Origin of the sequence: Pseudomonas sp. EA_5y_Pfl2_R50 (assembly GCF_963970475.1) — a bacterium.
Taxonomy (GTDB): Bacteria; Pseudomonadota; Gammaproteobacteria; order Pseudomonadales; family Pseudomonadaceae; genus Aquipseudomonas.
Map to the genome: position 1 here is coordinate 103,678 of NZ_CAXAPT010000011.1, position 13,263 is coordinate 116,940.

At 59.9% G+C, this 13,263-nt stretch carries 12 protein-coding genes; 2 read left to right on the plus strand and 10 right to left on the minus strand.

Going from position 1 to position 13,263, the window contains the following annotated elements; genetic code table 11:
- Nucleotides 1-2: 2 nt before the first annotated feature.
- The 6 genes from phoU to AACY19_RS19365 form a co-directional block, all read right to left on the minus strand.
- Complete coding sequence (phoU, locus tag AACY19_RS19340) at nt 3-764, minus strand: phosphate signaling complex protein PhoU (protein ID WP_186531114.1); 762 nt, start codon at nt 762-764, stop codon at nt 3-5.
- Between the two features lie 118 nt (nt 765-882).
- Nucleotides 883-1,716: a phosphate ABC transporter ATP-binding protein PstB gene (gene pstB / locus AACY19_RS19345; RefSeq protein ID WP_339452975.1), complete on the minus strand. Its 834-nt coding sequence runs from the start codon at nt 1,714-1,716 to the stop codon at nt 883-885.
- Between the two features lie 93 nt (nt 1,717-1,809).
- The gene (pstA, locus tag AACY19_RS19350) at nt 1,810-3,480 is read right to left on the minus strand and encodes a phosphate ABC transporter permease PstA (RefSeq protein WP_339452977.1); all 1,671 of its coding nucleotides are present in this window, start codon (nt 3,478-3,480) and stop codon (nt 1,810-1,812) included.
- A 16-nt stretch (nt 3,481-3,496) separates the two neighbouring features.
- Entirely contained in the window at nt 3,497-5,530 is a 2,034-nt protein-coding gene (locus tag AACY19_RS19355; RefSeq protein WP_339453173.1) for an ABC transporter permease subunit, read from the minus strand.
- 479 nt (nt 5,531-6,009) lie between these two features.
- Entirely contained in the window at nt 6,010-7,008 is a 999-nt protein-coding gene (locus AACY19_RS19360) for a phosphate ABC transporter substrate-binding protein PstS (RefSeq protein WP_339452979.1), read from the minus strand.
- Nucleotides 7,009-7,239: 231 nt separating this feature from the next.
- Nucleotides 7,240-8,538 (minus strand): MFS transporter, encoded by a 1,299-nt coding sequence (locus AACY19_RS19365; RefSeq protein WP_339452981.1) that lies wholly within the window; start codon nt 8,536-8,538, stop codon nt 7,240-7,242.
- A 377-nt stretch (nt 8,539-8,915) separates the two neighbouring features.
- On the opposite strand from AACY19_RS19365, the gene AACY19_RS19370 reads away from it, so the two are divergent.
- Both AACY19_RS19370 and AACY19_RS19375 read left to right on the plus strand, forming a co-directional pair.
- Nucleotides 8,916-9,320 (plus strand): acyl-CoA thioesterase, encoded by a 405-nt coding sequence (locus AACY19_RS19370; protein WP_003229628.1) that lies wholly within the window; start codon nt 8,916-8,918, stop codon nt 9,318-9,320.
- Between the two features lie 58 nt (nt 9,321-9,378).
- Nucleotides 9,379-10,278: a D-hexose-6-phosphate mutarotase gene (locus tag AACY19_RS19375; protein WP_339452983.1), complete on the plus strand. Its 900-nt coding sequence runs from the start codon at nt 9,379-9,381 to the stop codon at nt 10,276-10,278.
- A gap of 110 nt (nt 10,279-10,388) precedes the next feature.
- Here the strand turns inward: AACY19_RS19375 and AACY19_RS19380 are convergent, their stop codons facing one another.
- The 4 genes from AACY19_RS19380 to purE all read right to left on the minus strand — a co-directional run bounded on the left by AACY19_RS19380 (nt 10,389) and on the right by purE (nt 12,960).
- Nucleotides 10,389-10,925, minus strand: a complete 537-nt coding sequence (locus AACY19_RS19380; RefSeq protein WP_339452985.1) for a DUF3299 domain-containing protein — start codon at nt 10,923-10,925, stop codon at nt 10,389-10,391.
- 93 nt (nt 10,926-11,018) lie between these two features.
- Nucleotides 11,019-11,264, minus strand: coding sequence for a GlsB/YeaQ/YmgE family stress response membrane protein (locus AACY19_RS19385; protein WP_007920223.1), 246 nt, complete (start codon nt 11,262-11,264; stop codon nt 11,019-11,021).
- A gap of 111 nt (nt 11,265-11,375) precedes the next feature.
- Complete coding sequence (locus AACY19_RS19390) at nt 11,376-12,458, minus strand: 5-(carboxyamino)imidazole ribonucleotide synthase (RefSeq protein ID WP_339452986.1); 1,083 nt, start codon at nt 12,456-12,458, stop codon at nt 11,376-11,378.
- 10 nt (nt 12,459-12,468) lie between these two features.
- Nucleotides 12,469-12,960, minus strand: a complete 492-nt coding sequence (purE, locus tag AACY19_RS19395; RefSeq protein WP_007954291.1) for a 5-(carboxyamino)imidazole ribonucleotide mutase — start codon at nt 12,958-12,960, stop codon at nt 12,469-12,471.
- Nucleotides 12,961-13,263 lie beyond the last annotated feature (303 nt).

A 13,263-nucleotide genomic window follows, 5' to 3' on the forward strand; every position in this document is an offset into this window, starting at 1 on the left:
TCTTACTTATCGTCAGCTTCGCCCGGAACATTAGCGGTTTCGCCGCTTGTACCTTCAACTTCTTCCTTCATGCGCTTGAGGCCCATGTGGCGCACGTCGGTGCCGCGCACCAGGTAGATGACCAGTTCGGAGATGTTGCGCGCGTGGTCGCCGATGCGCTCCAGCGAACGCAGCACCCAGATGATGCTCAAAACCCGCGAGATAGAGCGCGGGTCTTCCATCATGTAGGTCGCCAGCTCACGCAGGGCGGTTTTGTATTCGCGGTCGATGATCTTGTCGTACTGCGCCACCGACAACGCCAGATCGGCGTCGAAACGGGCAAACGCGTCCAATGCATCGCGAACCATGTTGCGCACCTGGTCGCCGATGTGGCGCACCTCGACGTAACCGCGCGGCGCTTCGCCTTCTTCGCAGAGCTGAATGGCGCGGCGGGCGATCTTGGTCGCTTCGTCACCGATGCGCTCCAGGTCGATCACCGACTTGGAGATGCTGATGATCAGACGCAGATCGGACGCCGCCGGCTGACGACGGGCGAGAATGCGCAGGCATTCTTCGTCGATGTTGCGTTCCATCTGATTGATCTGGTCGTCGATCTCGCGCACCTGTTGAGCCAGGCCGGAGTCGGCCTCGATCAGTGCAGTCACCGCGTCGTTGACCTGCTTCTCGACCAGCCCGCCCATGGCCAGGAGGTGGCTGCGCACTTCCTCAAGCTCAGCGTTGAACTGCGCAGAGATGTGATGGGTGAGGCCTTCTTTAGAAATCATTGTTCGCTCCGCGAAAGTTGCAAGCTTCAAGCTGCAAGCTTCAAGCAGTTATGTATAAGTCCTGATATCGCACCGATTCTTTCTTGCCGCTTGAAGCTTCAAGCTTGCGGCTGTACGGCTAGCCGTACCGTCCAGTGATGTAGTCTTCGGTCTGCTTCTTCGCCGGATTGGTGAACAGGGTATCGGTGTCGCCGAACTCCACCAGTTTGCCCATGTACATGAACGCCGTGTAGTCGGACACCCGCGCCGCCTGTTGCATGTTGTGCGTAACGATGACGATGGTGAACTTGGACTTCAGCTCGTAGATCAGCTCTTCGACTTTCAGCGTCGAGATCGGGTCGAGTGCCGAGCACGGTTCGTCGAGCAGCAGTACTTCCGGCTCAACCGCGATAGTGCGGGCGATGACCAGACGTTGTTGCTGACCACCGGACAGGCCGAGTGCCGAGTCGTGCAGACGATCCTTGACCTCATCCCACAGCGCCGCGCCTTTCAACGCCCACTCGACTGCCTCGTCGAGGACGCGCTTCTTGTTGATGCCCTGAATGCGCAGGCCGTAGACCACGTTTTCGTAGATGGTCTTCGGGAACGGGTTGGGCTTCTGGAACACCATGCCGACGCGACGACGCAGTTCAGCCACGTCTTCGCCCTTGCGGTAGATGTTGTTGCCGTACAGGTTGATAGCGCCTTCTACGCGGCAGCCGTCGACCAGATCGTTCATACGGTTGAAAGTGCGCAGCAGCGTCGACTTACCGCAGCCGGACGGGCCGATGAACGCGGTGACGCGCTGTTTCGGGATATTCATGCTGACGTCGAACAGTGCTTGTTTCTCGCCGTAGTACAGGCTCAGGCCGGGCACTTCGATGGCCACGGTTTCCTGCTCGAGGCTGAGGCTCTGCTTGTCGCGGCCCAGGGCGGACATGTTGATGCCGTGGGTATGTGTTTCGTGCTGCATGGTTCTCACTCCGTTCGTAGCTGCGAGCTTCTAGCTGCAAGCTGCAAGTTTGAGCAAAAGCGGCTTGTAGCTTGCCGCTTGTGGCTAATGGCTTTAGCTATCCAGTGCTTTGTATTTTTCGCGCAGGTGGTTACGGATATACACCGCCGACAGGTTCAACGTGGCGATTACCAGCACCAGCAACAGCGCCGTGGCGTACACCAGCGGACGGGCCGCTTCGACGTTCGGGCTCTGGAAGCCGACGTCATAAATGTGGAAGCCCAAGTGCATGATCTTCTGGTCCAGGTGCAGGTACGGGTAATTGCCGTCCACCGGCAGCGACGGCGCCAGTTTCACCACACCCACCAGCATCAGCGGCGCCACTTCACCGGCGGCGCGAGCCACGGCGAGGATCATGCCGGTCATCATTGCCGGGCTGGCCATCGGGATCACGATCTTCCACAGGGTTTCAGCCTTGGTCGCGCCCAGTGCCAGCGAACCTTCACGCACAGTACGCGGGATACGCGCCAGACCTTCTTCCGTCGCGACGATCACCACCGGCACCGCCAGCAGCGCCAGAGTCAGCGAGGCCCAGAGCAGACCCGGTGTACCGAATGTCGGTGCCGGCAGTGCTTCGGGGAAGAACAGACGGTCGACCGAACCACCGAGTACGTAAACGAAGAAGCCCAGACCGAACACGCCATAAACGATCGCCGGAACGCCCGCGAGGTTGTTCACCGCGATACGGATGATCCGCGTCAGGGTGTTCTGTTTGGCGTATTCACGCAGGTACACCGCCGCCAGCACGCCGAACGGGGTGACGATCATCGCCATGATCAACGTCATCATCACGGTGCCGAAAATCGCCGGGAAAATCCCACCTTCGGTGTTTGCTTCACGCGGGTCGTCCGAAAGGAATTCCCAGATCTTGCTGAAGTAGAAGCCGACTTTGGTGAAGGTGCTCATCGCGTTCGGCTGGTAGGCGTGAACGACTTTGCCCAGACCGATTTCGAGCTCTTTGCCGTTGGCATCGCGAGCGGTCAGCGCATCGCGGTTGAACTGCGCATGCAGATCGGCCAGACGTGCTTCGATGTCCTTATAACGCGCATTCAGCTCGGCGCGCTCGGACTCCATGTCCGCTTGCGCGGTGGCGTCGAGCTTGCCTTCCAGTTCCAGTTTGCGACCGTGCAGACGGATGCGTTCCAGACCGGCGTTGATTGCACCAATGTCAGTCTTTTCCAGCGACTTGAGTTGTGCCGCCAGACCGTTTACACGGTTGATCCGCGCTTGCAGCTCAGGCCATGCAGCCTCGCCCTCGGCGATGACCTTGCCGTCCTGCTTGACGTTGACCAGGTAGCCGTAGAAGTTGCCCCACTCACGACGCTCGATGGCCATCAGCTCTGGCGGCGTGGTCTGGTTGGTCAGCCACTCGCCGACGATCCAGGTGAAGTCATTGCCATTCAAATCACGGTTGCCGACCTTGATCAGCTCGCGGGTCATGAATTCCGGGCCTTCATCCGGCACCGGCAGGCCGGCGCTCTTCAGGCGGGCACGGGGCACTTCTTCTTTCTGTACCACTTCGCCGATGACCAGATGCTGGGCCTGGCCCGGCACGTCGTAGCTGGCATGCACCAGATCCGCCGGCCAGAAGTGACCCAGACCGCGCACGGCAATCACCGCCAACAGGCCAATGGTCATGATGACCGCGATGGACACCGCGCCACCGCTGATCCAGACGCCCGGGGCGCCGCTCTTGAACCATCCTTTCAGGGAGTTCTGTTTCACAGACTTCTACCTTTGCTTAAAGCGACGAGTATTTCTTGCGCAGACGCTGACGAATCAGTTCTGCCAGGGTGTTCATGACGAAGGTGAACAACAGCAACACCAGCGCCGAGAGGAACAGCACGCGGTAGTGGCTGCCGCCGACTTCCGACTCCGGCATTTCCACCGCGACGTTGGCGGCCAGGGTGCGCAGGCCTTCGAACAGGTTCATTTCCATGACCGGGGTGTTACCGGTGGCCATCAGCACGATCATGGTTTCACCGACCGCACGGCCCATGCCGATCATCAGCGCCGAGAAGATCCCCGGACTGGCGGTCAGGATCACCACGCGGGTCATGGTTTGCCACGGCGTGGCGCCCAGGGCCAGCGAGCCGAGGGTCAGGCCGCGCGGCACGCTGAACACGGCGTCTTCGGCAATCGAGTAGATGTTCGGGATCACCGCAAAACCCATGGCCAGACCGACCACCAGAGCATTGCGCTGGTCGTAGGTGATGCCCAGGTCGTGGGAGATCCACATGCGCATGTCACCGCCGAAGAACCAGTTCTCCATGAACGGGCTCATGTACAGCGACAGCCAGCCCACAAACAGAATCACCGGAATCAGCAGCGCACTTTCCCAGCCGTCCGGGACTTTCAGGCGGATCGATTCAGGCAGACGGCTGAAGGTGAAACCAGCGACCAGAATGCCGATAGGCAGCAACATCAGCAGGCTGAAGATGCCCGGCAGATGCCCTTCCACATACGGTGCGAGGAACAGACCGGCGAAGAAACCGAGGATCACCGTCGGCATCGCTTCCATCAGTTCGATCACCGGTTTGACCTTGCGACGCATGCCCGGGGCCATGAAGTACGCGGTGTAGATCGCTGCGGCAACGGCCAGTGGCGCCGCCAGCAGCATTGCGTAGAACGCAGCTTTGAGGGTGCCGAAGGTCAACGGCGAGAGGCTCAGTTTCGGTTCGAAATCCGTGTTGGCCGCTGTCGATTGCCAGACGTATTTAGGCTCGTCGTAGTTCTCGTACCAGACCTTGCTCCACAGCGCGCTCCAGGAAACTTCCGGGTGCGGGTTGTCGAGCAGCAGCGGTTGCAGCTTGCCGCCGGCTTCGACGATCACACGGTTGGCGCGCGGCGACAGACCGAACAGGCCTTGCCCTTCTACAACCTGATCAACCAGCAAGGTGCGGTGCGCAGTGCTGTGGAACACACCCAGCTTGCCGCTGGCATCCAGCGCGAGGAAGCCTTTGCGGCGTTCTTCGGCGCTGATTTCAATGATCGGCGTGGTGCCCATCTGGAAGGTGCGGATCTGCTTCAGGCGCTGCTCACCATCGGAGTCACGGGCCATGAACCACTGGGCCAGCCCCCCCTTGGAGTCGCCGACGATCAGCGAGATACCGCCCACCAATTGCGTGGTTGCAGTGACTTCGGCGTCGGCGTTTTCGAGCAGTTTGTAGCGACCGTTGAGGCTCTTGTCGCGCAGGCTGAACACGTCGGCCTGGGCACGCCCGTTGACCACGTACAGCCATTGCTGACGCGGGTCGACGAAGATATTTTTCACCGGTTCGGTCATCTGCGGCAGATCGATACGCGTCTGCTCGTTGGTGACTTCGCCGGTCATCATGTTTTCTTCGCTGGTCAGCGACAACACGTTGAGTTGCGAACCGGTCGAACCCACCAGCATCAGTGTCGTGTCGGAGGCATTCAGGCTGACATGCTCAAGCGCACCGCCGGCTTCGTTCAACGCGATGGGCGTCTCGCCATACGGATACTCAATGGCGGGGTTGATGGTTTTCTTGCCATCTGGGTAGCTGACTTTATAGGTATGACGGAACACCAGCGCCTGACCGTTGGACAGACCCACGGCCACCAGCGGATGGCCCGGCTGGTCTTCACCAATCGAGGTCACGGTGGCGCCGGCCGGCAACGGCAGATCGACGCGCTTCAGTTCAGCGCCACTGTCGATGTCAAAGAACAGCGCCTGGCCCTTGTCGGAAACGCGTATCGCCACCTGATTCTGCTCTTCGAGCGAAATCATCAGCGGTTTGCCGGCGTCCTGCATCCAGGCCGGAGTGATCGAATCTTTCGCCGTCAGGTCAGCACCCTGGAACAGCGGCGCAACCACATAAGCGAGGAAGAAGAAGATCAGGGTGATGGCTGCCAGCACCGCGAGACCGCCAACGAGGACGTACCAGCGGGTGAAGCGATCCTTGAGCGCGCGAATGCGGCGCTTGCGTTGCAGCTCAGGCGTATTGAAGTCAATGCGCTTGGGAGGATTAGTAGTCATGTGGGAATTGGCCAGATCATTCATGCGCTCACCCTAGCGATCCTGTATGACAGAAAGATGACAATGCAGTGACGCAGAAAATCCACCTCCAGCGGGTACTGGAGGAGGATCGGAGAATTCGAGGGTTGTGTGGGAGCGGGCTTGCTCGCGAAAGCGTTGATTCAGTCAATGAAGAGGCTGAATCCAGAGGCTTCTTCGCGAGCAAACTCGCGCCCACACTGGAGTCCGAAAGTATTTATTTCGGACTCAATTTGTTACTTCTTTGCGACAGCGCCGCCTTCCTGCAGACCCAGGTCAGCCAGTGCTTTTGCAGCAACCTTGGCTGGCAGTGGGATGTAGCCGTCTTTCACCACAACTTCCTGACCCTCTTTCGACAGCACCAGCTTCACGAACTCGGCTTCCAGGGGCGCCAGAGGCTTGTTCGGGGCCTTGTTCACATAAACGTAGAGGAAGCGCGACAGCGGATACTTGCCGTTCAGGGCGTTTTCTTCGGTATCTTCGATGAACTCGCCGCCTTCTTTCTTGGCCAAGGCAACGGTTTTCACGCTGGCGGTCTTGTAGCCGATACCCGAGTAACCGACGCCGTTAAGCGAGCTGCTGATCGACTGCACAACCGAGGCCGAGCCTGGCTGCTCGTTGACGTTTGGCTTGTAGTCGCCTTTGCACAGGGCTTCTTCTTTGAAGTAACCGTAGGTGCCGGACACCGAGTTACGACCGAACAGTTGAACCGGCTTGTTGGCCAGGTCGCCGGTCACACCCAGGTCACCCCAGGTCTTGACATCAGCCTTGGCGCCACACAGGCGTGTCGAGGAGAAAATCGCATCCACCTGAGCCATGGTCAGGTGCTTGATCGGGTTGTCCTTGTGCACGAATACGGCCAGGGCATCCACGGCAACCGGGATGGCGGTAGGCTTATAGCCATACTTTTGTTCGAAAGCCTGCAGCTCGTTGTCCTTCATCTTGCGGCTCATCGGGCCCAGGTTAGCGGTGCCTTCAGTCAGCGCAGGTGGCGCAGTGGACGAGCCGGCGGCCTGAATCTGGATGTTTACGTTCGGGTATTCTTTTTTGTAGTTCTCAGCCCAGAGGGTCATGAGGTTGGCCAGGGTATCGGAACCGACGCTGGACAGGTTGCCCGACACACCAGTGGTCTTGGTGTAGCTCGGGATAGCAGGGTCAACAGCGGCGAACGCGTTGGCAGTCGCAACGCCAGCAGCGACAAAAGTCATTGCCGCCATCAAACGCTTCAGTTTCATGCCTTACTCCTAGCAGATAGGGTGTGTTAAGTCGGGGCCAAGTATCAGCAGGCCGTGTGAACACTCTATGGCTGAAATATGACAATTGGATGAAAGGCCAGCATCCGGGTTTTTTCTGGATGATTGGTGGTGCCCCCATTCGCGAGCAGGCTCGCTCCCACAGTTGAAATGCATACCAAATGTGGGAGCGAGCCTGCTCGCGAAGGCACCGGCACTATTGGAGATTGCGCATCAGCGCCCCTTCTTCCACAGCCACGCCCCCACCAGAATCCCCATCGCGCACAGCACCGCCACGTAGTAGGCCGGCCCCATCGCGCTTTCTTTGAGCAGCAGACTCACGACCATCGGCGTCAACCCGCCAAAGATCGCGTATGCCACGTTGTACGAAAACGACAAGCCGCTGAAACGCACTACCGGCGGGAACGCTTTAACCATCACATACGGCACCGCACCGATGGTACCGACCAGAAAACCGGTCAGCGCGTACAGCGGGAACAGCCAGTTCGGGTGATCGGCCAGGCTGTGATAGAAGGTCCACGAGCTGGCCAGCAGGCCCAGGCAACCGAACACGAAAACGCGACCGGCACCGAAACGATCCGCCAATGCGCCGGAAATGATGCAGCCGAAGCTCAGGAACACAATGGCCAGGCTGTTCGATTGCAGCGACTCGGTCGGCGAGAAGTGGTAGACCGTTTGCAGGACGGTCGGGGTCATCAGAATGACCACGACGATGCCGGCAGAGAGCAGCCAGGTCAGCAGCATCGAGATCGCAATCGCCCCGCGATGATCACGCAGCACCGCGCGCAGTGGTACTTCTTCAGCCAGTGCCTTGCGCTGTTGCAGTTCGGCGAACACCGGGGTTTCGTGCAGCCAGCGACGCAAATACACCGAGAACAGACCGAACACGCCACCGAGCAGGAACGGAATCCGCCAGGCGTAATCGGAGACTTCCACTGGCGTATAAATGCTGTTGATCGCCGTGGCAACCAGCGAGCCGAGCAGGATGCCGGCGGTCAGGCCGCTGGTGAGGGTGCCGCAGGCGTAGCCCATGTGCTTGTGCGGTACGTGTTCGGAAACGAAGACCCACGCCCCCGGCACTTCACCGCCAATCGCTGCGCCCTGAATCACGCGCATCAATAGCAGCAGGATCGGCGCCCACAGGCCGATCTGTGCGTAAGTCGGCAGCAGCCCCATGATCAGGGTCGGCACGGCCATCATGAAAATGCTCAGGGTGAACATCTTCTTGCGCCCCAGCAGGTCGCCGAAGTGCGCCATGACGATGCCACCCAACGGACGGGCCAGATAGCCTGCAGCAAAGATGCCGAACGTCTGCATCAGGCGCAGCCACTCGGGCATGTCGGCCGGGAAGAACAGCTTGCCGACCACGGTGGCGAAGAAGACGAAGATGATGAAATCGTAGAATTCCAGCGCGCCGCCAAGGGCGGACAGCGACAGAGTCTTGTAGTCATTGCGGGTCAACGGTCGTGCGGGTTGCTCGGGCTGCGCGAGGCTCGAAGGCGCTGTGGTCATGGCAAGGGCTTCTCTTATAGTCGGATCTGCGACTCCAACAACGCTGGCTGGAGCTTTGGCAGGTTGGGCACCATAGCAAATTGTTCGAAAAGGCACATAGAGGCGCGAATTTGACGGTCGAAATGAGAACCGGATGGTCGTCGTGGAGTCTACCGACCGATATACTCGCAACCTGCTGCGGTTTGTAAGGGGTTGCTGTGCGAAAACGTCGTTGGTCGCCTTAGCGCGAGGAACCAGCCGGTTTCGCAGAGTTTCCCTCTCAGGCGCCTTATGGAAAACGTGACGAACGTAGTATGTTCGGTGCTGAATCGTTTTTCCTGAAGACGGCTACCACCAGCAATACCAACGAAGAGTCACGGGTCAGAGGCACCCCCGGCATGATAGAGCTCGAACAAGAAGATCCGATCCCGCAAGGCGACCTGGCCCTGCAAATCACTGCACTACCACGTGAAACCAACGGCTTTGGCGATATCTTCGGCGGCTGGCTGGTCGCGCAGATGGATTTGGCCGGCACTGCAATGGCCAGCCGTGTCGCTGGCGGCCGTGTCGCCACCGTCGCGATTGATCGTATGGCATTCCTCGTTCCGGTCGCGGTCGGCGCGCAATTGTCCTTTTATACCCAGACCCTCGAAATCGGCCGCAGCTCGATCCAGATGATGGTCGAAGTGTGGAGCGACGACCCCCTGTCCAGCGAGTGGCGTAAAGTGACCGAAGCGGTCTTTGTCTTCGTCGCCATCGACGGCAGCGGTCGCACTCGCTCGGTGCCACCACGCGCGCGTTAAACATTGCCGCCGTTTCGCGGTCGATAATCGTCCCAAGTGTCTGATCGAGAGTTGTCCCATGAACACGCCCAACGTTGAAGCGGTGAAACTGGATGAACTGAACTGCTGGCGCATCCGCCACGGTCAGGCCGAAGTGCTGGTCGCCCAGCAAGGCGCGCACATCCTCAGTTATCAGATTGACGGCCAGCCGCCGATCATCTGGCTCAACGACAAGGCAGAGTTCAAGACGGGTAAAAGCATCCGCGCCGGCGTGCCGGTGTGCTGGCCGTGGTTCGGCAAGTTCGAACGCAACCCGCAGGGCGTGCAGGCCATGTACGCCGGTGAGCAACCGGCACCCGCACACGGTCTGGTGCGGGCAATGGACTGGGAGCTGGGCGGCATCGAATCAGAGGCTGGCGGCGTCAAGGTCGAATTCAAGCTGCCTTGTCCCGAAGGCGGCCTGCCGGGCTGGCCGCATCAGGTTGACCTGACCCTGACCCTGCATTTGTCCGAACAACTGAGCTTCAGCCTGACCAGCCATAACCGTGGCAGTGACACCGTCAGCCTGAGTCAGGCGCTACACACGTATTTCGCGGTCAGTGATGTGCGCAATGTGCACGTCGACGGTGTAGATGGTTTGAATTACATCGAGACGCTGGATGACTGGAAAACCAACAGTCAGCAAGGCGACTTGCAGTTTGCCGGCGAAACCGACCGCATCTACCTCGATGCGCCGCCTCAACTGAGCATTGTCGATCCGGCGTGGGAGCGACGCATTGTGCTGACCGCTACCGGCTCACGCACGGCGGTGATCTGGAACCCGTGGATCGACCGCGCCGCAGCGCTGGCCGACATGGACAACGATGGCTGGCAGCGCATGTTGTGCATCGAAACGGCGAATGTGATGGACGACATCGTCAAGCTGGCACCGGGTGCGAGCCATACCATGGGTGTCAGTGTCGCCAGCAAACCGCTCTAAAAATGTGGGAGGGGGCTTGCTCCCGAAAGCGATATGTCCGTCGACAACTCCATTGACTGACACACCGCCTTCGGGAGCAAGCCCCCTCCCACATGTGTTGTGTACAACGCTTAGAGATCGGACTCCTGCACCACCCGCACCTTGTCCGCGTCCAGCGCATACGCCGCGTCGGCCAGATCATTGCTGACCTTCTCGACCTTCAGCGTGCCGGTCACCCACAGCGGCGTATAGATGTCATCGAGCTTCAAACCTTTCGGATAACGCACCAGTACCAGCTGATTCGGTGGCGGTGGCGGTACGTGGATGCACGCGCCCGGATATGGCACGAGGAAGAACAGTGTGCTGCGGCCCTTGGCATCGGATTCCAGCGGCACCGGGTAACCCCCGATGCGGATGTGCCTGTCGTTCATCGATGCCACGGTTTTGGTCGAATACATCACCGCCGGCAGACCTTTGGCCTGTTTCATCCCGCCCTTCTCGGTGAAGGTGCCGGTCGCTTCCGGGGAGTTGTGATCGATTTCAGGCATGGCCTCAAGGGCCTTTTGATCCGACTTGGGCATCAGTTCGAGCCAGTCGGTTTCCGGCAGTTCGCCGGCGTGGGCCAAACCGCTGCCCAGGAAAAGGAGAGTCAACAGAAGACGGCGCATGAAGGTGCTCGGTATAGAAAGGAAGGAACATTGAATCGCCGAGCATTCTAGCCCTCCCCGCCGCGTTGACAGAGAGGACTTTGTCGCTTTGGATCAGTTCTTTTTGATCAGGCCGTAGATCACCAGCAACACGATTGCGCCGACCAGCGCGCCGATGAAGCCTGCGCCCTCGCCTGCGTGATAGATGCCCAAAGCCTGGCCGCCGTAAGTGGCCGCCAGCGAACCGCCGATACCGAGCAGGATGGTCATGATCCAGCCCATGCTGTCATCGCCCGGTTTCAGAAACCGCGCCAGCAGGCCGACGATCAAGCCGATAAAGATGGTTCCGATAATTCCCATGGCATTTCCCTCTGAATAGTAGATATGCGAAAGCCTAGTCAGACTTTGGCATCCTGCCATGAGAGAACGGCGGCCCCTGAATGGTTCCGCCGCCGCCACATGAAACTGCCGTTACTCGGCGATCAGCGCTTCGACCTTGAGGATCTGCGCTTCAAGCGTGGCCATGTCGGCGCAGCGCAGGTTGGCGTGGCCGACCTTGCGCCCGGCCTTGAAAGCCTTGCCGTAGTGATGCAGATGGCAATCGTCGATCGCGAGGACTTTCTCTACCGGCGGCACGACACCGATGAAGTTGAGCATCGCGCTCTCGCCGACCTTGGCCGTCGAACCCAGCGGCAGGCCGGCAACGGCGCGCAGATGGTTTTCAAACTGGCTGCACTCGGCGCCTTCGGTGGTCCAGTGCCCGGAGTTGTGCACGCGCGGAGCGATTTCGTTGGCTTTCAGGCCGCCGTCGACTTCGAAGAACTCGAACGCCATGACGCCAACGTAGTCGAGTTGCTTGAGCACCCGACTCGAGTAGTCTTCGGCCAATGCCTGCAACGGGTGATCGGTGCTGGCCACCGACAGCTTGAGGATGCCGCTGTCATGGGTGTTGTGCACCAGCGGGTAAAACTTCGTTTCACCATCTCGAGCACGCACGGCGATCAGCGAGACTTCACCGGTGAACGGCACGAAACCTTCCAGCAGGCAGGACACGCTGCCCAGTTCGGCGAAGGTGCCGACCACGTCTTCCGGCTTGCGCAGGACTTTCTGGCCCTTGCCGTCGTAACCCAGGGTGCGGGTTTTCAGCACGGCCGGCAGACCGATGGAAGCGACCGCAGCGTCCAGATCGGCCTGCGACTGAATGTCAGCGAAGGCCGGAGTCGGGATGCCCAGGTCCTTGAACATGCTCTTTTCGAACCAGCGATCACGGGCGATGCGCAGGGCTTCGGCGCTCGGGTAGACCGGCACGAATTGCGAGAGGAACGCCACGGTTTCGGCCGGGACGCTTTCGAATTCGAAGGTCACCAGATCGACTTCATCGGCGAGCTGGCGCAGATGATCCTGATCGCCGTAATCGGCCCGCAGGTGTTCGCCCAGCGCGGCCGCACAGGCGTCCGGCGCAGGGTCGAGGAAAGCGAAGTTCATGCCCAGCGGAGTGCCCGCCAGGGCCAACATGCGACCCAACTGGCCGCCACCGATTACACCGATCTTCATCTCAACAACCTCAGGCAATACGTGGGTCTGGATTGTCCAGGACGCTGTCTGTCTGCTCGGCACGGAAGGTTTTCAGTACCGCATGGAACTGTGGATGCTTGGCGCCGAGGATGCTCGCCGAGAGCAAGGCTGCATTGATTGCGCCGGCCTTGCCGATGGCCAGGGTGGCAACCGGAATGCCCGCCGGCATCTGCACGATCGACAGCAGCGAATCGACGCCCGAGAGCATGGCCGACTGCACCGGCACGCCCAGCACCGGCAGGTGGGTCTTGGCCGCACACATGCCTGGCAGGTGAGCTGCGCCACCGGCACCGGCGATAATCACCTCGATGCCGCGGCCTTCAGCCTCTTCGGCGTACTGGAACAGCAGATCCGGGGTCCGGTGAGCAGAAACCACCTTGACCTCGTAAGGGATGCCGAGCTTTTCCAGCATATCGGCGGTGTGGCTAAGGGTGGACCAATCGGACTTGGAGCCCATGATCACGCCAACCAGTGCACTCATCGTCGCGCCTCTTCTCTCTGGAGCGCCCGCAGGCGCGTCATAAAACAACAAGCCACGCAGGTTGCGTGGCTTGATTGTGCGAAAAATGGCCGGACGTACCGGCCGAAGGCCGCGCAGTATACCGCAAAGAAAGCAATAAACAGCCCCCCGCACGACCATCTGTCATCTGCCGCAAAAGCCCGGTTTTATTGACTTGAAGGTCAGCGACAGAACACCGCAACCCCCCTGTAGGAGCGAGCTTGCTCGCGAAGAGGGAGTGTCAGGCAACATTGATGTTGTCTGGCACACCGCTTTCGCGAGCAA